Here is a 26,385-nt window from a genome sequence, read left to right on the forward strand (position 1 = left end):
AAAGGTTGAGGGACATGGCGAAAGATATCTTGGGCTACAAGGGCAAGCGCGTCGTCGTGATGGGGTGCTTCTCGGGCACCGGCGAAGCCTGCGCGCGCGCGCTGGTCGACCTCGGCGCCGAAGTGCACGGCGCCGACATCAAGCCGTCGCCGGTGAACCTTGCAAGCTTCACCGAAGTCGACCTCAAGAACCCTGACGCGATTGCGGCCGGCATCGACAGCATCGGCGGCAAGATCGACGCGGTGTTCAACGTTTCCGGCCTGCCCCAGACCTTCCCCGGCGAGGACGTCGTCACCGTCAACTTCCTCGGCATCCGCGCGTGGACTGAAGGCTGGATCCCGCACCTCAACCCCGGCGCCGCAATCGTCTCGGTCTCGTCGCTCGGCGGCATGAAGTGGCTGACGCGTCAGCCGCTCCTCCGCGAATTTATCGCGATCGAGGATTTTACCGAGGCGCGCCAATGGTATCGCGACCGCGCGGGCGAAGTGGGCGACCCTTACAGCCTCGCCAAGGAAGCGATCAACACCTGGACCCAGGTCCGCGCGCCCGACCTGATCGGCCGCGACATCCGCATCAACTGCACCATGCCCAGCCCGATCGATACCCCGATGCTCGGCGAATTCCGCAAGGTCGCGGGCGACGCGGTGCTCGGCGCCTTCGCCAAGGCCAAGGGCCGCTATTCGACCGCCGAGGAACAGGCGCTGCCGCTGATCCTGCTGGGCAGCGACGCCGCGAGCTTCATCAGCGGGGTATGCCTGCCGGTCGACGCGGGCCTAGCCGGCGGGCTCGCGACGGGCGTTCTTGATATTCAGAAGATGATTGCCGAGGCTTCCGCCTAATGCTTGTCATTGCGAGGAGCGAAGCGACGCGGCAATCCAGAGTAGGTGCAAACCGCTCTGGATTGCTTCGCTTCGCTCGCAATGACAATGTGTGAACTACCCGCGCGCGCCCAGCATCATCGCAATGCTGTGTGCCGCCGCCGCCTTCAGGTCGGCATAGCCGACGCCTTCGCTATGGCTGCTCATCGGGCCGATCGCCGACAAGCGCTCGAGGATCATCAGCACCGTGCCGGCGCACGACCGCGGCGACAGTTGCGCCGGGGTGCGTCCCGCGGCTTGCGCTCGCATCACCTGTTCGCTGATCGCATCCATCATCGGCCGCGCCTGTGTCATCCGGGCTTCGTAGAAGCGCGGGTCGCCTTCCTCGGCCGCCAGGTTGCGGACGACGAAGATCGTCCGGTTGCGATTCCAGATGTCGGTGTAGCATTCGACGAAGGCCAGCGCGGCCGTGTCCGCTCCCGGCGCCAGCCAGTCGCGCGCGATGATCGCCTCCAGTTCGGGCGAGGACTGGCTCGCATTTTCCAGCGCGGCGAGCACGGCTTCGGGCACGCCCTTGAAATAGACATAGAAGGTCGCGGGCGACGTCTGCGCCGCGCGCGCGACATCGACGACCGACACGTCGCGCAGCCCGTGCGTTTCGAGCAGCGCGACGGTCGCGTCGATCAGCTGCTGCCGCGTCCGCTGCCCCTTGGCGCCGAGCCGGCGTCCGCTGCCTTCGGCGGCGATATCCGCCGTCTTGATTGCCTGTTGCTGCGTCAAATGGCTTGTCCTGCCCCTTATTTTCGCCGCCACCCTAACAGCAGGCTTGCGATATGGCAAAAAGTTGACGTATCGTCAAAAAATAGATGAAAACCATGGAAAATTGGGGATTCGGGATGGAGAGGCTTGCCGATAAGGTGGCGGTGGTGACCGGGGGGTCAAAGGGAATGGGACGCCATTTCGTCGCGGCGCTGGTCGCGTCGGGCGTGAAGGTCGCGTGCCTCGCGCGGCCCTCCGAAGAGTTTGATACACTCGCCGGGGAGTTCGGTGACGCGGTGCTGCCGGTTGTCTGCGACGTCGCCTCATCGGAGGCGGTGAACGCCGCCATCGCGCAGGTGGCCGCCCATTTCGGCCGCATCGACGTCGTCGTCGCCAACGCGGCCGTCTATCACCCCTTCGCCTTCGAAGCGGGCAGCGACGCAATCGTTCGCAGCCATGTCGATATCAACATCCTCGGCGTCGCCTGGCTGATCCGCGCCGCAATCCCGCATCTGCGCAAAACCAAAGGGCAGGTGATCGCGATCAGCAGCGAATCGGTGAACATGCCCTTTCCGATGCTTGCGCTCTATGCCGCGACCAAGGCCGCGGTCGAAACGCTCTGTCACGGCCTGCGCGACGAACTGCGCAGCGACGATATCCGCGTCACCATATTGCGTTCCGGTTCGGTCAAAGGCGGATCGAGCGGCAAGGCCTGGTCGCAGGAAACCGTTGCGGCTTTCTACAAGAAAATCGTCGAAACGGGCCATGCGTCGATGACCGGCGAGGGTGCGACACCCGAATCGATGGCGCAGGCCCTGCTCTCGGTGATCGGGCTTCCCGCCGATATCGGCGTCGACCTGATCGAGGTCCGCGCGGCGCAGGTCGGGGTTCCCGAGGGCGCGAAGACGGCCGCCGGATAGTGGGCGATCGCCGCAAACTGACGCTGCTGATCGGCGCGCTCTGGATCGCCGAGGTCACCGGATCGTTCGAAACCGCGATGATCCTCGCCGCGCTCAAACGGCTGATCCAGGACTTCGGCAATCCCGCGATGGTGGGGTGGCTGATCACCGGCTATCTCATCGTCGGTGCTGCGATCGCGGCGATCGTCGGGCGCCTCGGCGACCTGTTCGGACGGCGGCGGGTGCTCGTCGCCGTGCTCGCGATCGGCGCGATCGGATCGCTGATCAGCGCGCTCTCGACCAACTTTCCGGTCCTGCTCGCGGGCCGCCTGATGCAGGGCGTGACCGGCGCGATCCTGCCGCTCTGCATTGGTCTGGTGCATGAAAATCTGGGCAAGGACCGCGCCCCGATGGCGATCGGGCTGATGATTTCAGGGGCATCGATCGGCACCGCCGCCGGTCTCGTCGTCGGCGGCATGATCGTCGACAGCTTCAGCTGGCACGGCATCTTCTTCACCAGCGCCGGGCTGTGCGTCGCGGCAGCGCTTGCCGCGCTCGCCTTCGTCCCGCCGTCGATCCGGCGGCCCTCGGCACAGGCCGTCGACTGGTTTTCGGGCCTCGCCTTCGCGCCCGGGGTCGCGCTCATCCTCGTCTATTTCAGCATGGGCAAGGATTGGGGCTGGGCGAACGGCTGGTCGCTCGCCGCGCTCGTTTCGGGCTTGCTGCTCACCCTCTGGTGGTGGCGGCAAAGCCTTGCCAGCCCGAACCCGTTGATCGCGGTGCGCAGCTTTTCGAACCGCACTATCGCGATCGGCGGCGCGGTCACCGCACTCGTGTCGATGAGCACGCTCCAGATCACCGTCTTTTTTTCGCTGCTGATGCAGGCGCCGGTATGGACCGTCGCGGGACTCGGTTTTTCGGCGACCCTCGCGGGGCTGGCAAAGCTGCCCTCGAACCTCAGCTCGACCTTTGCGGGACCGCTCGGCGGCTGGCTCGCGGGGCGCGGCGGGGGGCGGTTCGCGCTGATCGTCGGCGGCCTGCTCACCACGACGGGCTGGCTGTTGTGGTTCGTCGTCGACGTGAACAGTTTCCCCGTTGTTGTCGCGCAACTCATCCTGATCAGCTTCGGTGCGACGATGCTCTTCTCGGTCGCGCCGACGATCATCGCGCAGGCCTCGCCCCCCGAACGGATCAGCGAGATTTCGGGGATGCTTACCGTCATCCGCCAGTTGTTCCTCGGCATCGGCGCGCAGATGGTGACGACGCTGCTGGCCATCGATACCGTGCGCCGCGGTGACGAGGTTTATCCGTCGCCCTTCGCCTACGACCTCACCGTCATCGTCATCGCCGCGATCTGCGTCGCCGCGATCGCGACATCTTTCGCGCTTCCGCGACAACTTCCGGCACAGGAAAATCCATGAGACCGCTCCCCGAACTCACTCCCGAAAACACCGCCTTCTGGACCGGCGGCGCCGAAGGCAAGCTGATGATCGCCTTTTGCACCGCCTGCGACGACGCGATCCACCCGCCGCAGTTGATCTGTCCGAAATGTTGGAACGAAACCATTGAATTTAAAGAGGTTTCTGGCATCGGAACGGTCTACACCTTTACCGTGAACCACCAGCCTTGGACCCCCGGGCTTGCGGTTCCCTTTGCGCTCGCGGTGGTCGACCTCGACGGTGCGCCGGGCGTCCGCGTCACCGCCGAAGTGGTGAACACCAATCCCGAAACCGTCCGGATCGGACAAGCGCTCCGTGTCACTTTCGCCAACATCGAAGACATCTGGTTCCCGCAGTGGGAGCCCGCACAATGACCCTCAATGCCGCGATCACCGGCATCGGCATGTCCGACATCGGCCGCAAGACGAACCGTCCCGCCATGCTTCATCTCGCCGAGGCCGCGAAGCGCGCGCTCGAAAGCGCCGGGCTGACGAAGGACGACATCGACGGCATCTGCACCTATCCGGGCAAGGCCGACAATTCGCCTGGCATGTCGCCGCTCGGCACCGGCGAGGTGCGGAACGCGCTCGGGCTCAAGACGCGCTGGCACAGCGCGGTCCCCGATGGGCCCGCCCAGATGGCACCGATCATGGTCGCCGCGATGGCGGTCGCGACCGGGCAGGCGCGCCACGTCCTTTGCTTCCGCGCGCTCACCGAAAGCAGCTCGCAAACCGCCACCCGGCGCGCGAGTATCCCCGGCGCGGGCCGCGCGCGGCTTGGCGGCTGGTATTCCTATCTGGTTCCCGCAAACGCGATGTCGGCGTCGAACTGGGCGGGGTGGATGGCGACGCGCTATTTCCACGAGTTCGGAATGACGCGCGAGCATCTCGGCATGGTCGCGACCGGCCAGCGCGCCTTTGCGCAGCATAATCCGGCCGCGGTCATGCAATCGCCGCTGACGATGGAGGATTATCTCGGCGCGCGGATGATCTCCTCGCCGCTCGGCCTCTTCGATTGCGACGTGCCGATCGACGGCGCCTGCGTCATCATCGTCTCGGCCGCCGACGCCGCAAAGGACTGCGCGAACCCGCCACTGACGATCGATGCCCTGGGTTCGGCGCTCCATTCACAGGAAACATGGGATCAGCGCGCCGACCTCACGACGATGGGCGCACACGACGCTTGCGCCGACCTCTGGTCGCGCACCGACCTGAAACCCGCCGACGTCGATGTCCTCGCGCTGTACGACGGCTTCAGCATTTTCGTGCCCTATTGGCTCGAAGCCTTCGGTTTCTGCGGCCATGGTGAAGCGAAGGATTTCATTGCGGCGGGGCATATCGGCCCCGGCGGACGCTTTCCGGTGAATACCGGGGGCGGGCAATTGTCGGGCGGGCGGCTGCACGGCTTCGGCCTGCTGCACGAAGCCTGCACGCAGCTTTGGGGGCAAGGGGGCGGCCGTCAGGTCGATGGCGCGAAGGTCGCGGTCTGCGGCATGGGGGGCGGGTTTATCGCCGGATCGATGCTGCTGCGGCGGGGTTAAGCCATCTCCTCCCGCTTGCGGAGGGGAATCAGAGGTTGACCCACCGCCGCTGATCGCTGGACCTCGCCGCTGCCTCTACCACCTCCTGCACATGCAGCGCCTGCGCAAAATCAGGCGTCGCTCTTCCTTCGCCGTTGATGGCATCGCGCATCTTCGCAAAGATCGAAGCCAGCGCCAGCAATCCGGTTTCGGGCCGTCCGGCGACCGCATGGCAACCGGGCACGGCCAGATGTTCCGGCTCGATCGTAATCGCTTCCATCGCCGCACTTCCCAGCGCCGCGTCTTGCGTCCCGAACAGCCGCGTGTCGTGCGCCATCGGAAAAACCGGCGCGCGCGCTTCGAGCCGTCCCTTGGATCCCCACACCGAAAAACGGAACCCGTCGCCGCCGATCTTGCACCAGTTCGCCTCCAGCCGCGCCGGCAAGCCTGACGCATGGCGCAGCAGCAGTGAAGTGCGATCGGGCACCTGCGGGCGGATGATCTCGCCATCCAGCGGCCATGCGTTCAACGCCAGCGACTGATCCGCGGTTGCCGACGCGACCGGGCCAAAGAAATGCACCAGCAGGTGCAGCATATGACTGCCCAGATTGCGCCCCGCGCTCGCGCCGTTGGCAGGGTCGGCGAACCAGACATAGCCCGGCACGTTGGTCTGCGCGGCGCTGAACAGCGGCACGTCGAAAGCGACATCGGCGCCGAAGGTATCGCCGATCCACCCTGCTTCGATCATCGCCTTCATCTGTACCATCGCGGGCACCGCCTGCATGAAGGCGTCGACCACCGCGACGGTTCCGGCCGCTTGCCAAGCGCTGGTCATCGCCTGCGCATCGCTCAGGTTTTTCGCGAACGGTATGCCGTTATAGACATGCTTGCCCGCGCCGAGCGCGGCCATCACCATGGCGTGGCGCAGCGGCGGGCGCGTGCCGCAATCGACGACGTCGATGTCGGGATCGGCCGCCATTTCACGAAAGTCGTGAAAAGCGCGGCCGACCTTGAACTCGTCCGCCGCCTTCGCCGCCGTTTCGGGCCGCGAAGTGCAGATGGCGGTGACCTCGACGCCGTCAAGGCTGCGCCACGCGGGCAGGTGCGCCTTGGCACCCCAGGCGGCACTGATGATGCCGACGCGGAGGGGAAGGGGCATCGCGGCTTTCTCCCTCAGGCGATTGCCTTCCTGTTTTTCAGATCCTCGATGCGGTCCCAGTCGAGCCCCAGTTCCATCAGGAACAATTCGGTGTGCTCCGAAGCTTCGGGCGCGCGCGTGTTTTCGACGCCGGCATGATCGAATTGCACCGGATTGGCGACCAGCCGGATCGGGGCCCCGCCATCGGCGCTCTCGACCTCGAAAATCAAATCATTCGCCAATACCTGCTCGTCGCTCGCGACGTCGTGCACGGACTGATAGGCGGCCCATTGCCCCTTCATCGTTTTCAGATGCCGGGTCCAATAATCATAGGGTTGCGCGGCAATCGCCTGTTTTACGAGTGGATAGGCCTCGGTTGCATTCGCCATGATCGCCTCGGCGGTTGAGAATCGCGCGTCGTTCGCCGCCTCGGGGATGCCGAGATGCCCGAAAACATCCTCGATATAGGGCCCGGGCGACAGCACGGTCAGGTTGATGAATTTGCCGTCCGACGTCTTGAACACGCCCATGAAAGGATTGGTGCCGACCGCCTGGTTGCCGCCGGGCATCTGATTTTCGAACGGGTCGGTACCCAATTCCATCGCGACGTCGACCGAACAGGCCGTCGCCCATATACCAGACGAAAGCAGCGACACATCGACCTCGGTCGCCTCGCCGGTGCGCTCGCGGTGAAACAGCGCGGCAGCGATCCCGCCCGCGATGTTCATGCCGCCGATCGTATCGCCATATGCGGGTCCGGGCTGCGTCAACGGTCCGTCCAATGCCTTGGGGGTCACAAGCACCGCCGAACCGCCGCGTGCCCAATAAGCGGTCGAATCGAACCCGCCTTTGTCGCGCTCGGGCCCCTTGTCGCCGAAGGCGCTGCCGCGGACATAAATGATGTCGGGGTTTGCGGCGCGGATATGCTCGATATCGATCTTCAGTTTCTGCCGTGCCGAGGGCAGGTAATTGGTCAGGAAGACGTCGGCGGTCTTCGCGATTTCATAGAGCAGTTCGCGGCCTTCTTCGGTCGAGATGTCGATCCCGACGCTGCGCTTGCCGCGGTTCGGATGTTGCATCAGCGACGAGCGTTGCGGATTGACCGCCAGCCTTTGCAACATCTGGATGCCGCGCTGCGCGTCGCCACGCACCGGATGCTCGATCTTGATCACATCGGCGCCCCAGTCGGTCATCACGCCACCGGCGGCGGGCACGAAGGTGAATTGTGCGACTTCGAGGACGCGAATGCCGGTCATCACTTTGGTCATGCGCTTTTCCCCTATTCGGCGTGAAAGCCGATCACCTTCTGGTAGGTGAATTCGTTGAGGCCATCCTCGCCATATTCGCGGCCGTAGCCCGAACGCTTGATGCCGCCGAACGGCGCGTCCGACTGCATCGTTCCGGCGCCGCCGTTGATCGACACGCCGCCGGTGCGCAGTTTGAGCGCCATGCGATAGGCTTGCCCCGAATCTGCCGAATAAATCGCGCCCGACAGTCCGAAATCGCTGTGGTTGGCCATGGCGATCGCTTCGTCGTCATCGTCGAAGCCGATGACCGCGCCGATCGGTCCGAACACCTCCTCTTGCGCGAGGCGGCTCTCGTTTTTTACATCGTCGAACAGGGTGGGTTCGTAATAATAGCCCTTGTCGAGCCCGGCGGGCCGCTTGCCGCCGGCGACCAGCGTTGCGCCTTCATCCTGTGCGATCGCGACATAATCCTCCGTGCGTTTGCGCGCGACTTCGCGGATCAGCGGGCCGTAATTGACGGTGGGGTCGACCGGATTGCCGATCTTGATGTGCCCGAGCATCGCTTTCATCGCCGCGACGAACTGCGGACGAACGCTGTTGTGGACGAGATGGCGTGTCGTGAGCGCACAGCCTTGGCCGCCGTGCGTCGTGAACCCCATGATCCCCGCCGCCGCAGCCTTCTGGATATCGGCATCGGCACGGACGATCAGTGCCGACTTGCCGCCAAGCTCCATCACGATCCGCTTCAGCGTCGGTGCGGACTGCGCCTGGATCATCGCCCCGACCTTGTCCGAACCGGTGAAGTGCACCAGATCGACGCGCGGATCGGTGGTGAGCAGTTTTCCCGTTTCGATATCGCCGGTGACGATGCTCAGTACGCCCTTGGGCAGTCCGACCTCGTCGGCGATTTCGCCGAGGATCAGCGCCTGCATCGGCGTGTAGGGCGAAGGCTTGAGGACGACCGTACAACCGACCGCAAGCGCAGGGATGACCTTGCCGATATTGAGGAAGAAGGGAAAATTATAGGGCGAGATCGCGGCGACGACGCCGACCGGCTCGCGGCTCACGACCCCGGTGCCCAGCGTCGTGGTGCCTTGGGCATTGGGCGTGAGCTCGATCGGCAGCGAACTGATCGCGGGCCGCGCCGCAACTTCGATTGTCCGCCGCGCATGCTTCATCGGAATACCATATTGCAGAAACTCGGCGAGTATCCGCGTTGACCCCGCCTCGGCGACGATCATATCGACGATCGCGCTCTTGCGCGCTTCGATCGCATTCAGAAAGCGCGTCAGGATCGCCTGCCGTTCGATCACCGGCATAAAGGCCCAGTCGCCCTGGTCGAACGCACGCCGCGCCGCGCCGATCGCGGCATCGACCTGTGCCGCGCTGCCGACCGGCGCCTCGATCAGCAGGCTTTCATCGGCGGGGTTGATCACCGCCTCGCGCTGGTCGGTCTTGGCCCATTCGCCGCCCACATAAATGGCGTCGGCATATTTCAGAAATGCCATATTCTTGTCCTTATTTGGCGTCCCAGACGATCGGCAGGTTGCGGATCGACAGCAGTCCCGGAATGACGGTCGTATCGGCGCCCGGCTTCAACCGGAACGGCGGCACGCGCGACAGAAACTCCTGCAACAGCACGCGCAGCTCGCGCCGTGCCAGATGCGCGCCCAGGCAGATATGCACGCCGCCGATCAACGTGAAGTGGCGGTTGTTCTTGCGCTCGGGATCGAAATCGCGCGGGCAGGCGAACTGCTTTTCGTCGAAATTTCCCGAACTGTTGAGGCAGGCGATCCAGTCGCCTTCCTTCAGTTCGACGCCGTGCCAGGTGAAATCCTTCTTGATCCGGCGCCCCGAATTGACGAGCGGCTGGACGCGCAGGAACTCTTCGACCGCGCTGTTGATAATCTCCGGGTTTGCACGGATGCGGGCCTGCAATTCGGTGTCCATCGCCATGCGCCGGAACATCTGGCTGATCGTCGAGGCCACGGTGTCGAGGCCGCCGAGCCACAGGAACCAGGTCATGCCGATCGTCTCGTCGTCGCTCAGCGGCTTGCCGTCGATCCGGCCGTTGGCGATATAGCTGCCCAGCGTCTCGTCGGGACTTGCCTGTTTCTCGGCGATGAAACCGCGAAGATAGGCCAGGATGCCGGTCACCGCTTTCGCTTTCGCCGCGATATCGGGATCATGCAGGATCGCATATTCCCATTCGAGGAACTGGTCGAACATGCTGAAGGGAAAACCCATCAGATTGAGGAACACGCGAACCGGATAGATGCGCCCGAAATCATAAGCGATATCGACCTCGCCGTCTTTGGCGACGGCGTCGATCATCTCGTTGACGATCGCACGGATTTTGGGCTCCATGTCGTTCATCGCGACCGGGGTGAACCAGGGGTTCAGGAATTTGCGATAGCGGCCATGGTCCGGCGGGTCGATGCCGAGCGGAATCGACGGAAAGGTTTCGCCCGCCAGCGCCTGAAACTGCGCCGCCCCCTCTGTCGAGAAAATGTCGTTATCTTCGTAGACGCGGCGGATGTCGTCATAATGCGACACCGTCCACGCACCATGCTGGCGTCCGCTCGTCGGCCAGGGGTAATAGAGGATCCGCGGCACGCCTTCCGAACGCAGCACGTCCGACGGCAGGTAGGGGTCGGGCAGGTCGAACTCGATCTGACCCTGCGCAAAGCGCGTGTCGAGGACCAGCTCAGGCGGAACATGCGTTGGCACCGGCGGTGCGTCCGCCGGGGCGGGGGCGATCGGGCAACGGGAAAGCATCGTCTCGGTCATATCCGCCTCCGCTCAGGCCGAAGCGAACATGCGTTCGATGTCGCCCGAAGTGACCGGGCGCCGCGCCTGGCCGATCGCGTCCATGCTGTCGGTTTTCAGCCCGCCCAGATTGTGCCGCGGGCTGACGTCGACGTCCTTGCCGAGCTCGCGCAGGTGCGCAACCGTACAATATTCGCGTCCGCCATTAAGGGCGAAGGCATCGAAACTATATTCGCGCATGACGTTGAGGTGGGTGATCTTGTCGATCACCTGCCGGTCGAGCCCGTTGACCGATGCCCACAGATATTCTGGGACGTTCGGCCAAACGGTATCCGAATGCGGATAATCACATTCATAGGCGACCATGTCGGTGTTCATATAATCGAGGTTCTTCACCCCGAACTGGTCGTCGATGAAGCAGCAGATGATGTGCCGCTTGAACAGGTCCGACGGACGTTCGCCGCCGAAATCGGTGAAGGTCCATTCGTGATGATGCTCGTGCGTAAAATCGGCGCGCTCGAGGAAATAAGGGATCCAGCCGATGCCGCCTTCGCTCAGCGCCATGCGCAGGTCGGGATAGCGCTGCCAGAATTTCGCGAAGGTCCAGTCGGCGGCCGAATTGGCGATCGAGATCGGCATTGCCGTGATCCACGCGTCGATCGGGCTTTCGGGCGACGGATGCATCGCCCGCGCGCCGGTGCCGATATGGCAGTTGATGACCATCTTGTAGTCGGAGCAGGCCTTCCAGAAGGGCTCCCAATATTCGTTATGGATGCTCGGCAGGCCGATGTTCGACGGATTGTCCGAAAAGCTGACGGCGTGGACGCCAAGGTCGCTCATCCGCTTCAGTTCGGCGAGGGTGTCATCCATGTTCCACATCGGGATCAGGCACATCGGGATGAAGCGGCCCGGCGCGGTCGCGCACCATTCCTGCACATGCCAGTCGTTCCACGCGCGGCAGGCGAGCAGCGATTCCTCGGGGTCCTTTTGCGCCATGGCGACAAAGGTGCCGCCGGCGAAGCTCGGCATCGTCGGGAAGTTGAGCGAGGCGAGCACGCCATTGGCGTTCATGTCGTCGACGCGCAGCTTCGGATCATAGGTCCCGGGGCGGAGCTGGTCGAAGGCGCTTGGCTCCATGCCATATTCGCTGCGCGGACGGCCGACCACGGCGTTGAGGCCGATCGTCGGGAAGCGCTGGCCGTTCCATGACCAGATGTCCTTGCCGTCGTCCTGGACGATGCGGGGCGCGCGATCCTTCTTGCCCTCCGGATAATGGCGGATGAATGCTTCGGGCGGTTCGACCGCGTGATCGTCGACGCTGATGATGACCATGTCGTCCATTTGCACGGCGACTCTCCTCTCATGTTGCTTATCGTTGCACACATCATCGCAAAAATTGACGATGTGTCAACTCTTGGTTTATGACCTAGTGTAATAAGTCAGGACAGCCGACCAGGAGAGGAAGATGATCGCACGAACGCTGCCGGTAATCGACCGGGACAATGAGGCCTATTGGACTTGGGGCCGCGACGGAAAGCTTGCGATCCACCGCTGCGGCGACTGCGATTATTTTGTCCATCCGCCCGTGCCGTTCTGCCCCCGATGCGAAGGCCGCAACGTCGCGCCGCGGGCGGTATCGGGGCGGGGCAGAGTGGTGACCTTCACGGTCAATCACAAGGCGTGGGTTCCCGGCCTGCGGGTTCCCTACATCCTCGCGCTCGTCGCGATTGAGGAGCAGGATGATGTCCGCTTGGCCTGCAATATCGTTGATTGTCATGCCGGGGAAGTGACCTTCGGCATGGCGGTGGAAGTCCTGTTCGAGCAAGCAGAAGACCTGTGGGCCCCGCTGTTCCGACCGGTGCAATCATGACCGCCTTCGCCGAGAAAAACACAGCGATCTCCGGCGTCGGCATGTCTGAAGTCTCGCGCGGGGCCACCAAGTCCGCACTGGCGCTCACCGCCGATGCCGCGCTCGAAGCCATCGCCGATGCGGGCCTTACCCGCGCTGACATCGATGGGATTGCGACCTGGCCCGGCGAGCGCGCAGATGGTTCGGGCTTCGCGCCCGTCGGCTGCGCGGCGTTGCAGGACGCACTGCGGCTGGAGGTCGGCTGGTATGCCGGCGGCGGCGAAGCGCCGGGGCAATATGGCGCGGTCTTCAATGCGATCGGTGCGATTGCGGCGGGGCTGTGCCGCAATGTCCTGATCTTTCGAACCATGTATGAAGCAACGGCGCGCAAGACCGCTTATGCCAATTCGCTGCTGCGCGAGGGTCAGCGGCAGGCCGGCCCCTTTGTATGGTATGCGCCTTATTACACCTATGCCGCGGCGCTGCAGCAGGCGCTATTCTTCAATCTCTATGTTCACAAGAGCGGCATCACGCCCGAACAGGTCGGACAGATTGCCGTGAACCAGCGCCGCAACGCCGCGCTCAATCCGAATGCGATCTATCGGACGCCGATCACGCTCGACGACTATCTGGCTTCGCCGATCATCGCGACGCCGCTGCGTCTTTATGACTGCGATGTGCCGATCGACGGCGCTGCGGCAATCATTGTTTCGCGAATGGACGTCGCGCGCGATTTGCCGAATCCGCCCATCCGGGTCGAGGCGATCGGATCGTCGATGCGCTATCGCAACAGCTGGACCCAGCTGGCCGAACTCGACACGCAAGCGCAGCCCAAGGTTGCCGAGATGATGTGGAGCCGCACCAACCTGAAGCCCGCTGATGTCGATATCGCGCAGCTTTACGACGGTTTCAGCTTTCACACGATCAACTGGCTCGAAAATTTCGGCTTTTGCGAACGCTATGGCGCGAAGGATTTCATCGCGGGTGGAACGCGGATCGCGCTGGACGGCGAATTGCCGGTCAATACCGGCGGTGGCGCGCTGTCGGGTGGAAGGCTCCACGCCTATGGTGCGGTGCACGAGGCCTGCACGCAATTATGGGGCCGGGGCGGCGAGCGGCAGGTCAAGGGTGATCCGCAAATTTGCGCGACATCCACCTCGGGCGGTCCGCTGGCCGGCGCGATGCTGCTGGTTCGCGACTAACTTTGCCAGGCGATGACGCCGCCGATCAGCGTCAAATGCACGCTGGCGAGCGCATCGCGATCCTGCGGCCAGTCGTAGAGGATCAGGTCGGCGGGCGCGCCGACGGCAAGCGGCGTGGCCTGATAGAGTTGGAGCGCCGCCCTGCGATCGATCGCTTCCCCGGCGCCAATCACATCGCCGCCGCGCGTGCGCCGGTCGGTTGCGGCGCGCAAGGCGATCCACGGATTGGCATCGCCATAGGGTGCGTCGGACCCGCCGAGCACATGAACGCCGCGGCGCTGCAACGAACCCAGACGATAGAGATCGTCCAGTTCTTCGCGGGCGACCTGTTCGAGATAACGGTCGCCGCGGTCGTGAATGAAATTGGGTTGAGTGACGACGGTCAGTCCCGCCGCTGCGATATCGCCGATCAGGCTGTCCGCGATCACCCCGCCATGTTCGATCCGGTCGCCGGGCCGCGATCCTCCCCCGACCGCCAGCGCCTCCAGATAAAAGAGCAATTCGCCCATCGTCACGCAATGTGCGGCGACGTTTCGGCCTAGCGTGCGGGCGGCCGCGATACGCGCAGCCGCGCTCTCGACAGTCGGCAAATCGTCCTCGTCGAACAGCAGCTTGAGCGGGCCGATCCGATAGCCGGCGCCCGGTGGCAGGCTTTCGGTCCCCATCATAACAAGTCGTTGCGGCATCGCACCCGCGAGCAATGCCGCTTCCTCGGCGCCGTTGGCGGCGCCGGCATCGGTCACCCCGGTCACCCCCCATTGCACCAGCCTGGCACCGAGCGCCGCCAGCGAGGGCGCCGCGGCGCCGACCCGATCGCGCAGCCATGCATCGCCGCGCCGGATACGTCCGTTCGGGCGGCCGTCGACGTCTTGCTCGACACAGGCGGGGAAGGGGGGCTCGCCAAGCTTCGCCACGCCCGCGCTGTTGAGGATCCAATATCCCCCGGTGCGGTCCTGCACGCGCAACGGCTGGTCGGGCAGCCAGGCGTCCAGAAGGTCGCGATCGGGCAATCCGGCCGCGCGCTCGTCATAACCGGTCGCCCGAACCCACCCGCCCGGCGCCGGGCGCGCGGCGCGCAATTTTGCGATGATTATGTCGATGCTGCGGGCATCGGCAAGGTCGACCGACGCCATCTGCGCCGCGGTCGCGAGAAGGTGCAGATGATGATCGTGCAGTCCCGGTCCCAAAATGCACCCTTGCGCGTCGATTTCCAGGCCCGTTCCCGTCAGGCTGGTATCGAGCGCGGCAATGATTCCGCGGCGGATTCCGACCGAGATCGATCGGCCGTCGAGATCGCGCGCGTTGCGGACGAGAAGGTCGAAAGCCGCGTTCATGCCAGCATTTCCGCGAAATACGCAGCCGTTCCCGCGAGCGGGATATCCAGCAGCCCGCCTTCACCCTTTGCCATCGCCTCGAGTGCGTGCGTCGCGGCGGTCAGTCCGGTCAGCGGGTCGGCAAGTGCGTCGCCCATGAATTGCGGTGCGCCGTCCTGCCAGCGGACGAGCCCGCCCGCAGCGGCGCAGTCGTCGCCAAACCCGATGCGCATCGCCGGTGCGCCGTACCAGCCGTGCGCGGTAATGCCGATCCACAGCAGGTCGGGGTTGAGCGCGAACAGCCGATCTTCGTCGAGCCCGGTACGGGCGAGGGCATGCGGGCGCCCGGAGGTGATCAGCGCTCGTGCGCCGGCGATCATCGCCAGCAGTTCGGGATCGTCGAGCGCCATCGTCAAACGCTGCTTGGCACTGTTGAGCCGTGTGTCGAGCGCCGGAGTGTGTCGCAGCGTCGGATCGGGACGGGCGGCGCTCTCGATCTTTATGACCCGGTGGCCCGCTTCGGCGAGCAGGGCGCCGCAATAGGGGCCCGCCCACAAGGCCGACAGGTCGACGATCACGCCGTCCTTGTGCTGACCGCCCCGCAGCGGGCGGCAGGCCAGCGGCGACGCCTCGCCCACCACCGCGACCGGCAGGTGGAGGGCAATGGCGGCGGCCGTCATATCATCGGCGTCTCGGTCGGCGGCAGCGGCGATCACCGCATCCCAGCGGTCGGCGTCGAACGACGCGCCGGTCCAGGCGGGAACCAGATCATAATCCTCGTCGCGTGCCAGCGATACCGCGATCCAGCCGTTACGGCAGGCGACAAGGCGGCTATGCCGGTTCGGCGACCACAGGCCGGGCTCGCCGAGCGCAAGGTCCTCGTGACGCGACAGGGCACTGCGGGCGTCGAAGGCGATCCTGCCGTCCGAAGCGGCGGCCAAACGGTCGCCCGCCGCCGCAACGGCATCGACGAGGCCGGTCACGGTCGCTCCTCGACCGCATGGACAAGCCCCCATTCGCAGGCAAGCGCCGCGCCGACGCGCTTGCCCGACAACAGCATCCAACAGGTGCGATGGCGTCCGATCGCACGCGCGATCGTCGCCGTTCCTCCCGCACCGGGGATCAGCCCCATCGCCAGTTCGGGGAGCTGGAACCATGCGTCCGGCGCCGCGATCCGGCGATGGGCTGCGGTGGCAACTTCGATGCCCGACCCGATACACGCGCCGTGCAATCGGACCGTCGCGCGCTCGCCCAGCGCATCGAGCGCGCGCGCGCAACTGTGCAACAGGCGGACGGCGTGCGCCTCGGCGAGGTCTTTCGCCGTGCCGAACTCGGCAAGCGCGCCGCCGGTCGAAAAGCAGCGCCCCGCGCCGCGCAGGGTGACCTGCGGCTTGCTCGGATCGTCGAGTGCATTGGCGAGGGCTTCATACAGCGCGTCGCGCATGTTCGCCGTCATGGCATTGCGGTTGGCGGGGTCGTTGAGGATGAGGGTAACATCATCGCCTTCGCGCTCGACCGCAACGGGTTCGGCGGGCGTTGGTCCGCTGTCCGCCACGTCTTCTTTCGCTCTCCAGTGCGCGAATTCGTTGCCGCCGAGCAATGTAGAATAGGCCAGGGATTCGGCCAGCAGCGCGTCGGCGAGCGGAAGGGAGGCGGTCAGTCGCAGCAGTTGTGCCCCGATCGTGGCGGCAAGCGGATTTGCCTTCACGGCATCGGCAAGCCGTGCGATCTGCGCGTCGGCATTGCGCGCGTCGAGCGAAACCCACGGTCGCGGCGCATTCGCGGCGGTCGTGAGCAGCAGGTCGAAATCATCTGCGACGATCGAAGGAAGCGCTCCTTCCCGGTCTGCCCCGATCACCAGCGCCTGAATCTGGACCATGGGTGGCCGCCATGTCCGCGCATCGACAACCAGCACCGGCTGCCCTCCCGGTGCGGAGAGCCGGTCGGCGTCGAGATGATCGGGGCCGCTCATCGCGCCTTCCTATCCGGCGCAGACCTCTTCCGCCAGTTCGGCCTTGAGCACGCGGCGGAGCAGCTTTCCGGTTTCATTATAGGGGAGTTCGCTACGCACGAACCATTGTTCGGGGGTTTTCGTCGAGCGCAGCCGGGCCTTGATGGTTGCCGCCATGCCGACGGTGTCGGGCGCGCCCGATCGGGACACGATTACCGCGACGACCTTTTCGCCCCATTGGACGCACGGAATCCCGAGCACCGCGCAATCGGCGATGTCGTCGAAGCCGCGCAGCACATCCTCGATCTCGCCCGGCGAGATATTCTCGCCGCCGCGCACGATGACGTCGTCGAGCCGCCCCTCGACGAACAGATAGCCGCCGTCGTCGAGCCAGCCCGCGTCATTGGTTGCGAACCAGCCGTCGTCGGCGATGGCCTTTCTATGCAGATATTCGCCCGACACCTGCTCGCCGCGAACATGGATTTCACCATGTTCGCCGGGGCCGCACGGCGAGCCATCCTCGCGGCGGATTTCGAGTTCGATGCTGGGGAGCGGCTGGCCGACCGACGCGATGCGGCGGCGGATCGCCGGGTCGTCGGAGGCGAAGGCGGCGCGATGATCATCGGCGCCGAGCAACGCGATCGTCGAACTGGTCTCGGTGAGACCATAGGCGTTGACGAAATCGACCTGCGGCAACATCGCCAGCGCGCGCGCGATCACCGGTTCGGGCATCTTGCCGCCACCGTAGGAGAGCGCGCGAAGGGCGGGCAGCGTCTCGCCGGTCTCGACCATCACGTCGAGGATGCGATCGAGCATCGTCGGGACGACCATCGCATGGGTAATGGCTTCGGCCGCGGCGACCCGGACCCAATCCTCGGCGGTGAAAGCGGGCAGATAGACGATCCGCCGCCCGCCATAGGCCGAGGTCAGGATCGCCGAGATTCCGGCGATATGATAAGATGGCACGCTGACCAGCGCGGCCTGGTCCTCGTCCGCCCCAAGGAATTCGACCGTCGCCATGACATAGGAGGTCAGGTTCGCATGACGGAGCACGGCCGCCTTGGGATCGCCGGTGGTGCCGCTGGTGAACAGCAGCACGGCGATGTCGTTTTCGGCTTCGGGCAGGTCGACCTTCGCGCGCGCGCCGCCCGTCATGAATTCAGCCTCGAAGCGGCTGCGCGCGACCAGTTCCACACCGTCCACCGGCGCGATACGGCGCAGCATGTCGTCGTCGGCGATCAACACCGCCGGAGCGCTGCGGGCGACCAGCTTATTGAGATCGGCATCGGCGAGGCGATAGTTGAGCGGCACGAAGGGCGTTCCCGCCATGCCGCTCGCAAAGAGCAGGACGGGAAGGGCGTCGCCGTTCATGCCGAGGAAGGCGGTGTTGGCCTTTCCCTCGGAGAGCAACCAGGCCGCAACCCGGCTGGCACGCGCCCGATAGGCGTGGAAATCCATGCCGTCGCCGCTGCCGCCGAGCGCGAGGCGTTCGGGGCAGGCATCGGCGGCGATATCGAGCAGAAGCGGCGTACGCATGCAAAATCAGTCCGACGCGGGAAGCGGCTTGGCGCCCTTGACGGTCATCGCGGCACCGTTGAAGGCGAGCGAGCCTTGCCCGGCCTTGGCGCCGAGCACTTCGAGCCCGCTATCCTCGTCGACATAGCGTTTGCCGATGGCGACGCCCTCGGCAAAGTCGGCGCTGACGGCGCCCGACGGCGTGGCAGCATCGTCGATCGGTAGCACCGTTGCGCCGCCGCACTGGAGTTCGCCCGCTGTCCGGGGCGGGCGCACGACGACCAGTTGCGCGTCGCATACCGCGCTCTTCCAGCGCGAACCCGGTTTGAGGTCCATTTCGTTCATCCTTTCCCGTCGGCGTCCGGCCTTGCCATCGTGTCGGCTTTGACCTGCCAATATGTCAATCGACATAGAAAGTAAACGTAGTTATATAACTGAAAAGAGAAAGAGGGATTGCGATGCATCCAAGGCATTTTGCGCGAACCGCGCCCGGGCGTCCGGCAATCGTCATGGCGGCGGATGGCGCCGCGACCAGCTATGCGGCGCTCGAGGAGATCGCGAACCGCGGCGCCAATCTTTTCCGCTCGCTCGGAATCGAGGCGGGCGACACGATCGCGATCTGGCTCAAAAATGGCCTCGAATATTATCATGTCTATTGGGCCGCGCAACGCGCCGGCCTCTATGTCTGTCCGATTTCGACGCAGCTGACGGCCGAGGAGGCAGCCTATATCCTGGCCGACAGCGGTTCGAAGCTGCTCGTCACCCACGCCGATGTGGCCGCTGCCGCGGCACTGGTTCGGGGCCGCGCGACGCTCGTCCCCGGGGTGGCGACGATTTTCGATGCCGGGCCGGGGCTTGGCGGGCTGCCGTCATGGCATGCCGCCCTGGCGGGTCAGCCGACGGGCCCGATCGCCGACGAATCGGCGGGCTATCATCTCGTCTATTCGTCGGGAACCACGGGGCGGCCGAAGGGTATCCGCCTGCCGCTATCGGGCGAGGCGACCGACGCGCCGCATATGCTCGCCGACCGGATATCGGGACGTTACGGTGTCGGCGAGGGGAGCATATTGCTGTGCCCGGCGCCGCTCTATCACACCGCGCCGCTGGTCTATGGCATGGCGGCGCACCGGCTGGGCGCGACGCTGGTGGTGATGGATCGCTTCCATGCCGAGGAAACGCTGCGCCTGATCGAACGCCACCGCGTGACCTTCATGCAAATGGTGCCGACGATGTTCGTGCGCCTGCTTGCGCTTCCCGAGGAGATTCGCAGGCGTTACAATCTCTCCTCGCTCGAAAAGATCGTCCATGCCGCGGCGCCATGCCCGGTCGAGATCAAGCGGCGGATGATCGAATGGCTCGGCCCGATCATCTACGAATATTACGGCGGATCGGAAGGCAATGGATCGACGTTCATCACGCCCGAAGAATGGCTCGATCATCCCGGATCGGTCGGCCGCGCCGATTGGGGCACACTCCATATCTGCGACGACGCGGGGCGGGAGGTGCCGGCGGGTGTCGACGGGCTCGTCTATTTCGCGGGCGGGTGGGATTTCCAGTATCTGAACGACGCCCAGAAGACGCGCGATGCGCGCCATCCCGTCCATTCGGGCTGGAGCACGCTCGGCGATATCGGGCATGTCGATGACGAAGGATATCTCTACCTCACCGACCGCAAGAGCTTCATGATCATCTCCGGCGGCGTGAACATCTACCCGCAGGAGACCGAAAATCTGCTCATCCTGCATCCCGAAGTTGCCGATGCCGCGGTGATCGGCGTGCCGCACCCCGACATGGGCGAAGAGGTGAAGGCGGTGATTCAGCCGCAGCGCTGGGAAGATGCAGGCCCCGACCTGGCGGCGCGTCTGATCGACCATTGCCGCGCGCACCTCAGCCATGTCAAATGTCCGCGCTCGATTGACTTCGATCCTGCCCTGCCGCGCCATGACACGGGAAAGCTCTACAAGCAGGAAATCCGGGCGCGCTACTGGCCCGGAAAATGATCGGCCGTTCGCTCGTTACTCGGTGTCGGCAAGGAAGTTTCGGCTCGCCATAGCAAACAGGATGGCGGCGGGGGCCAGGACGATCGCCATGATCATCAGCGCATAGCGCAGGCTTTCGATGCCAAAGCTGGGCGCCAGAAGGTCGCTGATCCACCCCGTCGCGAGCGGCCCCAGCGTCAGCCCGATCGCGTTGATCGACGCCATGACGATGGCTGAAGCCGTGGCCCGGCGCGTCGGGCCGCAGATATGCTGGACGGCGGCGAAGACCGCCGGCAGCGCGGCGAACAGCAGCGCCATCAACACTCCGGCCCAGACCAGAAATCCGGCGAGCGACTGGGAACCGAAGGCGAGCCACGTCACGGGCATGGCGATGACATAGCTGCCCGCCGGCCACCACACGAGCCATCGCGGGTCGCGCCGGGTGAGCCGGTCGCACACGATGCCGCCGACGATCGAACCGATGATCGTCCCGATCGCGCTGCTGATTCCGTAAGTGGTTCCGACCACCGCCACATCGAGATGCATCACGCGCATCAGATAGGCCGGAATGAAGATGATCGGTCCATAGGCAAAGAGCGAATAGATGGTGAAGCCGGTGATCAGGAAGCGGAAGGACGGCTTGTTCATGAGCGCCGCCGTTTCGCGGCGGAAAGCGGGGCGCGATCCGGGCGTCGTTGCCAAAGGCGGGCGCGGTGGTTCGCGCAGGATGAGCACGGCGAGCAGGGCGATCGGCAGCGACGCCACGCCCATGACGATAAAAGCCATGCGCCAGCCATAGCTATGGGCCAGCCAGCCGCCGGCGACGAGCGCTAGGGTGCCGCCAAACGTGACGGCCGATGACAGGACGGCGAAGGCCTTGGCGCGCGCGCTCGGCGGAAAATAGTCTGCGACCAGGGCATGGCTGACCGGTACCGCGCCGCCCTCGCCGACGCCCACGCCCATGCGGGCAATGAACAGAAACACGAGCGAGGTTGCGAAACCGCACAGGACGGTCATGACGGTCCACAGCATGAAGGCAATGATCAACCAGAGCTTGCGGTTTCCGTGATCGGCCGCCCGCGCGAAGGGGATGCAGGACGCGGCATAGCAAAGGGCAAAGGGCGCGCCGCCGAGCGCACCCAGCATGCGGTCCGACAAGCCATATTCAATCCGGATATTCTCGAGGACGACGGGCAGCAGTTGCCGGTCCGCATAGCTTGCCACCGCGATCAGGAAGAGCACGATGAGGAAAAGCCAGCGCTGCTTTTCGGGAAAATGATCCCACGGCTGCCATTCCGTCGTCGCTCGCGTCATGGTCGCCCGTCTTCCCCCGATGCGCGCTCAGCATTGCGATCGGCAAGGCATGGCGGCTTTTCGCTATCGGGGGATAGAAGGGGTGTTAGGCACGCAGGGACAAGTCAATAATACTCAGTCATTGGCGCAAATATTCTGATTCTGGACAGCAGAGAAGCAGCACGATTATCCTGATCGCAACAGAGTGGGCGATCTGTTCGCGGCCAACGCCCCCAAAACAAATGAACGCGATCATATGCAACTTTCAGCCTGGCCGGGCGGATTATCCGGAATGGGCGGGAAAATCGTTGAATACATCGCAATCGGATAACGAGAGAGGAATGCGTTATGGCAACGGTGGATCAATCAACCATGGCTTCGCTGGCGGACATCGCACCGCTCGCCGACGGCATCTTGTGCGACATGCTGTTTCCCGCGCCGCCGGCGGAGGTCGAGGAAGAACTGCTGGCGCGCCGCCAGACCGGCTATTCCTATACGTCGTTGACGCTCGCGCAGGACAATGAAGCGGCGCCGTCGCAGGTCTATGCCGCGCTGGCGAAGATGCGACATGCGCTCAGCCTCCATCCCGACGATTTCATACTCGTCGATAGCGTCGACGACATTCGCGAGGCCAAGCGCACCGGCAAGATCGGGGTGGGTTTCCACTTCCAGGGCAGCGAGGCCGTGGGCCGTGATCTCGCCAACGTCGGCGCCTATTACAAGCTCGGCGTCCGCTGGATGCTGATGGCCTATAATTTCCAGAACAATGTCGGGACCGGATGTATCGAAGCGCAGAAGAATGACGGCGGTCTGTCGGCGTTCGGCCGCGACCTGGTCGCCGAAATGAACCGCGTCGGCATGCTCGTCGATTGCTCGCATTCGGGATATCGCACGACGATGGATGCGATGGAGGTGTCGACCCATGCGTGCATCTTCTCGCACTCGAATCCGCGCGCGTTATACGATCATCCACGCAACATTCGCGATGACCAGATCAAGGCCTGCGCCGCGACGGGAGGCGTGATCGGCGTTAATGGCGTCGGGCAGTTCATCGGCGAGCCAGGCGGGGTCCAACTGGACACCATCATAAGCATCATCGATTATCTGGCCGATCTGGTGGGCCCGCAGCATGTCGCGCTGGGCCTCGACTATATGACTCCCGGGCACTGCAAGGCGCTCTATGATTTTTACAAGGGCAATGTGGCGAAGAAGATCGGCATGCCCGAACTTCCCTGGGCGTTCCTGAGCCCCTCGACCATCCCGGCCCTGCTCGAAAAGCTGCTGGCCAAGGGGTATAGCGCCGACGATCTTCGTGGAATCATGGGGGAAAACTTCCTGCGCGTCGCCGCCGAGGTTTGGAAATAGCGCATTGACGGGGATATAAGCCGTTGCGCGTCGTCTGCGGACGCCGCGCGTGCGGCAAATCAGCGATTGTCACGGATCTCCCATCGAACGACAGGCCCCATTGCAAATCACCAGGACAGGCGTAGAAAGCGCGGCCGGGGCGAGGGAGTGATTTATGCTCATGATCGTTGCGATGCTGCTTTCGGCCATCGTCGGCGCCGTCACCGATGACCTTGGCCTGCCGATATGGCTGATCTTTTTCATCTTCGCGGGCGGCGCGGCGCTATTGTTCCAGAAGGGCGGTCAGGCCGATCGCCTGACGCGGCAAATGACTTCGCGCCGGCGCCGGCGAAGAGCCGCGGCGGGGCATATTATCTTCTATTTTCTATGCCTGTCGCTTGCCGGAACCGCAGCTTACATCGCAACCGCCGGGGGCGCACCGACCTGACGCCGCCGCTGGCGCAAGGCCCGCCGGTATATTCGGAATTTGGTGAGCCCTGCTGGGTTCGAACCAGCGACCTACTGATTAAAAGTCAGTTGCTCTACCGACTGAGCTAAGGGCCCATCGCGGCGCCGGCAAAGGCCGTGCCCGAAGTGAGCCGTCGCCCTAGTGCGCCTGTGCGTTTCGGTCAACCGGCTTTGCCCGGTTCAATTGCACGGCAAGTTGCCGGATGCTTCGTGCCGCGATCGGATGGCGCCATTGCGGGGCGACAGCAGACAGCGGACCAAGAACGAAATCGCGCTCCGTCATTGCGGGATGGGGGATCGTCAGCGCCGGATCGCTCCACGAACCGCCGGACCAGAGCAGGATATCGAGATCGAGTGTCCGCGCGCTCCAGCGCTGGCCGGTGCGACGCCCGAACGCCGCTTCGATCGCCTGTAGCCGCTCAAGCATTTCGGGGGGACGGAGCGGCGAAGCGACGAGAGCGACGGCATTGGCGTAGCGGCGGCGCGACGGGCCCAGCGGCGCGCTGGCGATGATCGGGCTGGCATCGACGGGCTCGATATCGTCGCTTTCGAGCGCGGTGAGCGCCGCCATCAACACCTGGCGCGGATCGCCGAAGCGCCCATGACGCCGGTTCGAGCCAAGGCCGATCGCATAAAGTGCCAAAGGCATGGGAGAGGGTGGTGTTGCATCGCGCATGCGCCGGCGCCTATCGCAGCGGCGTGGATATTGGTAGTCCCTTGCCCGGCACCGAGCCGCCGCGCGATTGTCAGCGCTGCCCGCGACTCGTTGCGCTTCGCCGCGAATGCCAAGCCGAGCATCCCGATTGGTGGAGCGCGCCGGTCCATGCGTTTGGCGACCCGGATGCCTGGCTAGCCTTTGCGGGACTGGCGCCGGGCAAGCATGGCGCCAACCGCACCGGGCGGCCATTCACCGGGGACTATGCCGGGGACCTGCTTTTTGCGACGCTCGCGGAATATGGGCTGAGCAAGGGGCGTTATGATGCACGGATCGACGACGGATTGACGCTCGAAGGCGCGATCATCGTCAACAGCGTCAAATGTCTGCCGCCGCAGAATAAACCAACCCCTGCCGAGATTGCCAGTTGCCGGCCCTTTTTCGAGGCGCAGCTTGCCGCCTTGCCAACGGTCGGCGTGATCATCGCGCTCGGGCGGATCGCGCATGACGCCGCGTTACGCGCCTTTGGTGAGCGGCTCGCCGCGCATCCATTCGCGCATGGAGCGGTTCATAGGCTGCCGGGCGGGCGCCATCTGGTCGATAGCTATCATTGCTCGCGCTACAACACGAACACCGGGCGGCTGACCGCGGCCATGTTTGCCGATGTCTTTCGGACCGCGCTGCGGCTGAAAGATCAGACGAGCGGGCCGAATTCCTCGACCAGCCCGCGGTAGAGCGTGCGTTTGAACGGGACGATCAGCTTTTCGATCTCGTTCAGTTCGGCCCATTTCCAGGCCCGAAATTCCTGATCGTCGGTGTGGATGTTCACGTCGCTGTCGGCGCCCATGAAACGCATCAGGAACCAGTGCTGGCGCTGGCCGCGATATTTACCGCTCCACATCTTGCCGATCAGATGGTCGGGCAGGTCGTAGAAATATTCCTCGCGACTCCGTGCGATGATCTCGACGAGCCCGCCGTGAATGCCGGTTTCCTCGCCCAGTTCGCGAATCGCGGCCTCTTCGGCTTCCTCGCCGGGATCGATGCCGCCCTGCGGCATCTGCCATGCCTCGCTCGTCGTATCGAGCCGCTGGCCGACGAAAATGCGGCCGTCGCGATTGGCGAGCATCACACCCGCGCAGGGGCGATAGGGAAGGGCATTATGGTCGATCATGCGGCTCCGTTAGCCTCGGCGACGATCGCCTTCAATATGGTCAATGCGCTGTGGATGTCATCCTTCGCACTCGGGATGCCCTGCGCAAGGCAGATATAGCCGTGAATCGTGCCTTTGGCTTCGCGATAGGTGGTCGGCACGCCCGCTTCGATCAGCTTGGCGGCATAGGCGCGGCCCTGATCGCGCAGCGGATCGAGGCTGGCGGTGATCAGCAGCGTCGGCGGCAGGCCTTCGGCGGGAAAATCGATCGGCGCCGCCCGGCGATCGCCCGGATCGGCGGCATAATGGTTGCCGAACCAGGTCATGCTGCCTTCGGTCAGCAGATGGCCTTCACCAAAGTCGCGATAGCTTTGCCAGTCATTGTGCGTTGTCACCGCAGGATAGATGGGATGGATGGCGATGACCGGCTTCGACGCGGGAGCGTCGCGCAGCGCGAGCGCGGTGACAATGGTCAGATTGCCGCCCGCGCTGTCGCCCGACAGGACGAGGCCGGTGGACGGGATATTGTCGGCGACCCACCGCGTCGCTGCTTCGCAGTCCTCGGGTGCGGCAGGAAAGGGATGTTCGGGCGCGAGCCGATAGTCGACAGCGATCACCGGCATATCGAGAATACGTGCGGCTTCGGCGCAATAGGGATCGTGCGTCGCGAGGTCGCCGATCACCCAGCCGCCGCCATGATAAAAGACCATCACCGGGCCGGCCTCGCGGTCCGGGCGATTGTCATAGATACGGATCGGAATGTCACCCGCCGGGCCGGGGATCGTACGATCTTCGACCCTGGCGATGTCGCCACGCGGCACGTCGGCGAGCTGGCCCATCACGCGCATCATCTCGCGCGCGCCTTCTGGCGGCATCTCTTCCATCTTGGGGCCGTCCTGCGCGTTGAGGAAGGCAAGGAACGCCGCGACGTCGGGGCGTGTGTAATGGGTGGTGCCGTCGGTCATCGTGCATTCCTCTCCGGATCATTGGGGCGCTGCGCTCTGACTCGCAGCTATTCGGCATCACCCGGTCATAATCAATGGCAAATCGAAACCCACTCGTGCCTTTCGCTTTGCGG

The 26,385-nt window shown here is 64.5% G+C and carries 26 protein-coding genes and 1 tRNA gene; 11 read left to right on the top strand and 16 right to left on the bottom strand.

Features of this window, described 5'->3' with window-relative positions:
* Nucleotides 1-14 precede the first annotated feature (14 nt).
* Nucleotides 15-839, top strand: a complete 825-nt coding sequence (locus tag FHR22_RS07200; RefSeq protein WP_166940390.1) for a coniferyl-alcohol dehydrogenase — start codon at nucleotides 15-17, stop codon at nucleotides 837-839.
* 96 nt (nucleotides 840-935) lie between these two features.
* Here the strand turns inward: FHR22_RS07200 and FHR22_RS07205 are convergent, their stop codons facing one another.
* Entirely contained in the window at nucleotides 936-1,598 is a 663-nt protein-coding gene (locus tag FHR22_RS07205) for a TetR family transcriptional regulator (protein ID WP_166940392.1), read from the bottom strand.
* A gap of 95 nt (nucleotides 1,599-1,693) precedes the next feature.
* Here FHR22_RS07205 and FHR22_RS07210 point away from each other — a divergent pair, with 95 nt between their 5' ends.
* The 4 genes from FHR22_RS07210 to FHR22_RS07225 are packed head-to-tail and all read left to right on the top strand — an operon-like array spanning nucleotide 1,694 to nucleotide 5,455.
* Complete coding sequence (locus tag FHR22_RS07210; RefSeq protein WP_166940394.1) at nucleotides 1,694-2,497, top strand: SDR family oxidoreductase; 804 nt, start codon at nucleotides 1,694-1,696, stop codon at nucleotides 2,495-2,497.
* Entirely contained in the window at nucleotides 2,497-3,897 is a 1,401-nt protein-coding gene (locus FHR22_RS07215) for an MFS transporter (protein WP_166940396.1), read from the top strand. The genes FHR22_RS07210 and FHR22_RS07215 overlap by 1 nt, the downstream gene beginning before the upstream one ends.
* Nucleotides 3,894-4,289 carry a Zn-ribbon domain-containing OB-fold protein gene (locus tag FHR22_RS07220; protein ID WP_166940398.1) on the top strand — a complete coding sequence of 132 codons (396 nt, stop codon included), beginning with the start codon at nucleotides 3,894-3,896 and terminating at the stop codon, nucleotides 4,287-4,289. Before FHR22_RS07215 ends, FHR22_RS07220 begins: the two co-directional genes overlap by 4 nt.
* Nucleotides 4,286-5,455: a thiolase family protein gene (locus FHR22_RS07225; RefSeq protein WP_166940400.1), complete on the top strand. Its 1,170-nt coding sequence runs from the start codon at nucleotides 4,286-4,288 to the stop codon at nucleotides 5,453-5,455. The genes FHR22_RS07220 and FHR22_RS07225 overlap by 4 nt, the downstream gene beginning before the upstream one ends.
* A gap of 28 nt (nucleotides 5,456-5,483) precedes the next feature.
* Here the strand turns inward: FHR22_RS07225 and FHR22_RS07230 are convergent, their stop codons facing one another.
* From FHR22_RS07230 to FHR22_RS07250, 5 genes are read right to left on the bottom strand one after another with little or no spacing between them, the layout of a single operon-like run.
* Nucleotides 5,484-6,593 carry a Gfo/Idh/MocA family protein gene (locus FHR22_RS07230; protein WP_166940402.1) on the bottom strand — a complete coding sequence of 370 codons (1,110 nt, stop codon included), beginning with the start codon at nucleotides 6,591-6,593 and terminating at the stop codon, nucleotides 5,484-5,486.
* A gap of 14 nt (nucleotides 6,594-6,607) precedes the next feature.
* Nucleotides 6,608-7,840 (bottom strand): CaiB/BaiF CoA transferase family protein, encoded by a 1,233-nt coding sequence (locus tag FHR22_RS07235; protein ID WP_208417503.1) that lies wholly within the window; start codon nucleotides 7,838-7,840, stop codon nucleotides 6,608-6,610.
* Between the two features lie 11 nt (nucleotides 7,841-7,851).
* Complete coding sequence (locus tag FHR22_RS07240; protein ID WP_166940404.1) at nucleotides 7,852-9,327, bottom strand: aldehyde dehydrogenase family protein; 1,476 nt, start codon at nucleotides 9,325-9,327, stop codon at nucleotides 7,852-7,854.
* 10 nt (nucleotides 9,328-9,337) lie between these two features.
* Nucleotides 9,338-10,609, bottom strand: a complete 1,272-nt coding sequence (locus FHR22_RS07245) for a cytochrome P450 (RefSeq protein ID WP_166940406.1) — start codon at nucleotides 10,607-10,609, stop codon at nucleotides 9,338-9,340.
* 12 nt (nucleotides 10,610-10,621) lie between these two features.
* On the bottom strand, nucleotides 10,622-11,929 hold the full coding sequence (locus FHR22_RS07250; protein WP_208417580.1) for an amidohydrolase family protein: 1,308 nt from the start codon (nucleotides 11,927-11,929) through the stop codon (nucleotides 10,622-10,624).
* Between the two features lie 124 nt (nucleotides 11,930-12,053).
* Here FHR22_RS07250 and FHR22_RS07255 point away from each other — a divergent pair, with 124 nt between their 5' ends.
* Together FHR22_RS07255 and FHR22_RS07260 are read left to right on the top strand one after the other, a co-directional pair.
* Nucleotides 12,054-12,458 carry a Zn-ribbon domain-containing OB-fold protein gene (locus FHR22_RS07255; RefSeq protein WP_166940410.1) on the top strand — a complete coding sequence of 135 codons (405 nt, stop codon included), beginning with the start codon at nucleotides 12,054-12,056 and terminating at the stop codon, nucleotides 12,456-12,458.
* A gap of 41 nt (nucleotides 12,459-12,499) precedes the next feature.
* A complete protein-coding gene (locus tag FHR22_RS07260; RefSeq protein WP_243853502.1) occupies nucleotides 12,500-13,639 on the top strand; it encodes a thiolase family protein in 1,140 nt (379 codons plus the stop codon).
* On the opposite strand, the gene FHR22_RS07265 is transcribed toward FHR22_RS07260, so the two are convergent.
* Genes FHR22_RS07265 through FHR22_RS07285 form a run of 5 tightly spaced genes read right to left on the bottom strand, consistent with a single transcriptional unit; the run spans nucleotide 13,636 to nucleotide 18,754 of the window.
* Nucleotides 13,636-14,973 (bottom strand): amidohydrolase family protein, encoded by a 1,338-nt coding sequence (locus tag FHR22_RS07265; protein WP_166940414.1) that lies wholly within the window; start codon nucleotides 14,971-14,973, stop codon nucleotides 13,636-13,638. The two genes, FHR22_RS07260 and FHR22_RS07265, sit on opposite strands and share 4 nt — an antisense overlap.
* Nucleotides 14,970-15,935 (bottom strand): CoA transferase, encoded by a 966-nt coding sequence (locus tag FHR22_RS07270; protein WP_166940416.1) that lies wholly within the window; start codon nucleotides 15,933-15,935, stop codon nucleotides 14,970-14,972. Before FHR22_RS07270 ends, FHR22_RS07265 begins: the two co-directional genes overlap by 4 nt.
* Nucleotides 15,932-16,924: an enoyl-CoA hydratase/isomerase family protein gene (locus tag FHR22_RS07275; protein ID WP_166940418.1), complete on the bottom strand. Its 993-nt coding sequence runs from the start codon at nucleotides 16,922-16,924 to the stop codon at nucleotides 15,932-15,934. The genes FHR22_RS07270 and FHR22_RS07275 overlap by 4 nt, the downstream gene beginning before the upstream one ends.
* Nucleotides 16,925-16,933: 9 nt before the next feature.
* Nucleotides 16,934-18,439 (bottom strand): class I adenylate-forming enzyme family protein, encoded by a 1,506-nt coding sequence (locus tag FHR22_RS07280; protein ID WP_166940420.1) that lies wholly within the window; start codon nucleotides 18,437-18,439, stop codon nucleotides 16,934-16,936.
* 6 nt (nucleotides 18,440-18,445) lie between these two features.
* Nucleotides 18,446-18,754 (bottom strand): hypothetical protein, encoded by a 309-nt coding sequence (locus FHR22_RS07285; protein WP_166940422.1) that lies wholly within the window; start codon nucleotides 18,752-18,754, stop codon nucleotides 18,446-18,448.
* A gap of 122 nt (nucleotides 18,755-18,876) precedes the next feature.
* Between FHR22_RS07285 and FHR22_RS07290 the strand changes: the two genes are divergently transcribed.
* Entirely contained in the window at nucleotides 18,877-20,418 is a 1,542-nt protein-coding gene (locus FHR22_RS07290; RefSeq protein WP_166940424.1) for an acyl-CoA synthetase, read from the top strand.
* A 15-nt stretch (nucleotides 20,419-20,433) separates the two neighbouring features.
* Here the strand turns inward: FHR22_RS07290 and FHR22_RS07295 are convergent, their stop codons facing one another.
* Entirely contained in the window at nucleotides 20,434-21,711 is a 1,278-nt protein-coding gene (locus FHR22_RS07295) for a spinster family MFS transporter (protein ID WP_166940426.1), read from the bottom strand.
* Between the two features lie 351 nt (nucleotides 21,712-22,062).
* Between FHR22_RS07295 and FHR22_RS07300 the strand changes: the two genes are divergently transcribed.
* Nucleotides 22,063-23,055: a dipeptidase gene (locus FHR22_RS07300; protein WP_166940428.1), complete on the top strand. Its 993-nt coding sequence runs from the start codon at nucleotides 22,063-22,065 to the stop codon at nucleotides 23,053-23,055.
* 154 nt (nucleotides 23,056-23,209) lie between these two features.
* Nucleotides 23,210-23,482 carry a hypothetical protein gene (locus tag FHR22_RS07305; protein WP_166940430.1) on the top strand — a complete coding sequence of 91 codons (273 nt, stop codon included), beginning with the start codon at nucleotides 23,210-23,212 and terminating at the stop codon, nucleotides 23,480-23,482.
* A 40-nt stretch (nucleotides 23,483-23,522) separates the two neighbouring features.
* Here FHR22_RS07305 and FHR22_RS07310 read toward each other — a convergent pair.
* Together FHR22_RS07310 and folK are read right to left on the bottom strand one after the other, a co-directional pair.
* Nucleotides 23,523-23,598 (bottom strand) — tRNA-Lys (locus tag FHR22_RS07310).
* Nucleotides 23,599-23,641: 43 nt separating this feature from the next.
* Complete coding sequence (gene folK, locus FHR22_RS07315) at nucleotides 23,642-24,151, bottom strand: 2-amino-4-hydroxy-6-hydroxymethyldihydropteridine diphosphokinase (RefSeq protein ID WP_166940432.1); 510 nt, start codon at nucleotides 24,149-24,151, stop codon at nucleotides 23,642-23,644.
* A 50-nt stretch (nucleotides 24,152-24,201) separates the two neighbouring features.
* Between folK and FHR22_RS07320 the strand changes: the two genes are divergently transcribed.
* Entirely contained in the window at nucleotides 24,202-24,891 is a 690-nt protein-coding gene (locus FHR22_RS07320) for a uracil-DNA glycosylase family protein (RefSeq protein ID WP_166940833.1), read from the top strand.
* On the opposite strand, the gene FHR22_RS07325 is transcribed toward FHR22_RS07320, so the two are convergent.
* Entirely contained in the window at nucleotides 24,852-25,328 is a 477-nt protein-coding gene (locus tag FHR22_RS07325) for an RNA pyrophosphohydrolase (protein WP_166940434.1), read from the bottom strand. The two genes, FHR22_RS07320 and FHR22_RS07325, sit on opposite strands and share 40 nt — an antisense overlap.
* Nucleotides 25,325-26,272, bottom strand: coding sequence for an alpha/beta hydrolase (locus FHR22_RS07330; RefSeq protein ID WP_166940436.1), 948 nt, complete (start codon nucleotides 26,270-26,272; stop codon nucleotides 25,325-25,327). The genes FHR22_RS07325 and FHR22_RS07330 overlap by 4 nt, the downstream gene beginning before the upstream one ends.
* Nucleotides 26,273-26,385: the final 113 nt, after the last annotated feature.

It is taken from the genome of Sphingopyxis panaciterrae, from assembly GCF_011762125.1.
In the GTDB taxonomy this organism is placed as follows: domain Bacteria; phylum Pseudomonadota; class Alphaproteobacteria; order Sphingomonadales; family Sphingomonadaceae; genus Sphingopyxis; species Sphingopyxis panaciterrae.

Bases quoted from the DNA above. Each gene is read 5' to 3' on its own strand.
- FHR22_RS07200 (WP_166940390.1), top strand. From the start codon at position 15: ATGGCGAAAGATATCTTGGGCTACAAGGGCAAGCGCGTCGTCGTGATG.
- FHR22_RS07210 (WP_166940394.1), top strand. From the start codon at position 1,694: ATGGAAAATTGGGGATTCGGGATGGAGAGGCTTGCCGATAAGGTGGCG.
- FHR22_RS07220 (WP_166940398.1), top strand. From the start codon at position 3,894: ATGAGACCGCTCCCCGAACTCACTCCCGAAAACACCGCCTTCTGGACC.
- FHR22_RS07225 (WP_166940400.1), top strand. From the start codon at position 4,286: ATGACCCTCAATGCCGCGATCACCGGCATCGGCATGTCCGACATCGGC.
- FHR22_RS07230 (WP_166940402.1), bottom strand. From the start codon at position 6,593: ATGCCCCTTCCCCTCCGCGTCGGCATCATCAGTGCCGCCTGGGGTGCC.
- FHR22_RS07235 (WP_208417503.1), bottom strand. From the start codon at position 7,840: ATGACCAAAGTGATGACCGGCATTCGCGTCCTCGAAGTCGCACAATTC.
- FHR22_RS07240 (WP_166940404.1), bottom strand. From the start codon at position 9,327: ATGGCATTTCTGAAATATGCCGACGCCATTTATGTGGGCGGCGAATGG.
- FHR22_RS07245 (WP_166940406.1), bottom strand. From the start codon at position 10,609: ATGACCGAGACGATGCTTTCCCGTTGCCCGATCGCCCCCGCCCCGGCG.
- FHR22_RS07250 (WP_208417580.1), bottom strand. From the start codon at position 11,929: ATGGACGACATGGTCATCATCAGCGTCGACGATCACGCGGTCGAACCG.
- FHR22_RS07255 (WP_166940410.1), top strand. From the start codon at position 12,054: ATGATCGCACGAACGCTGCCGGTAATCGACCGGGACAATGAGGCCTAT.
- FHR22_RS07260 (WP_243853502.1), top strand. From the start codon at position 12,500: ATGTCTGAAGTCTCGCGCGGGGCCACCAAGTCCGCACTGGCGCTCACC.
- FHR22_RS07265 (WP_166940414.1), bottom strand. From the start codon at position 14,973: ATGAACGCGGCTTTCGACCTTCTCGTCCGCAACGCGCGCGATCTCGAC.
- FHR22_RS07275 (WP_166940418.1), bottom strand. From the start codon at position 16,924: ATGAGCGGCCCCGATCATCTCGACGCCGACCGGCTCTCCGCACCGGGA.
- FHR22_RS07280 (WP_166940420.1), bottom strand. From the start codon at position 18,439: ATGCGTACGCCGCTTCTGCTCGATATCGCCGCCGATGCCTGCCCCGAA.
- FHR22_RS07285 (WP_166940422.1), bottom strand. From the start codon at position 18,754: ATGGACCTCAAACCGGGTTCGCGCTGGAAGAGCGCGGTATGCGACGCG.
- FHR22_RS07290 (WP_166940424.1), top strand. From the start codon at position 18,877: ATGCATCCAAGGCATTTTGCGCGAACCGCGCCCGGGCGTCCGGCAATC.
- FHR22_RS07295 (WP_166940426.1), bottom strand. From the start codon at position 21,711: ATGACGCGAGCGACGACGGAATGGCAGCCGTGGGATCATTTTCCCGAA.
- FHR22_RS07300 (WP_166940428.1), top strand. From the start codon at position 22,063: ATGGCTTCGCTGGCGGACATCGCACCGCTCGCCGACGGCATCTTGTGC.
- FHR22_RS07305 (WP_166940430.1), top strand. From the start codon at position 23,210: ATGCTCATGATCGTTGCGATGCTGCTTTCGGCCATCGTCGGCGCCGTC.
- folK (WP_166940432.1), bottom strand. From the start codon at position 24,151: ATGCCTTTGGCACTTTATGCGATCGGCCTTGGCTCGAACCGGCGTCAT.
- FHR22_RS07325 (WP_166940434.1), bottom strand. From the start codon at position 25,328: ATGATCGACCATAATGCCCTTCCCTATCGCCCCTGCGCGGGTGTGATG.
- FHR22_RS07330 (WP_166940436.1), bottom strand. From the start codon at position 26,272: ATGACCGACGGCACCACCCATTACACACGCCCCGACGTCGCGGCGTTC.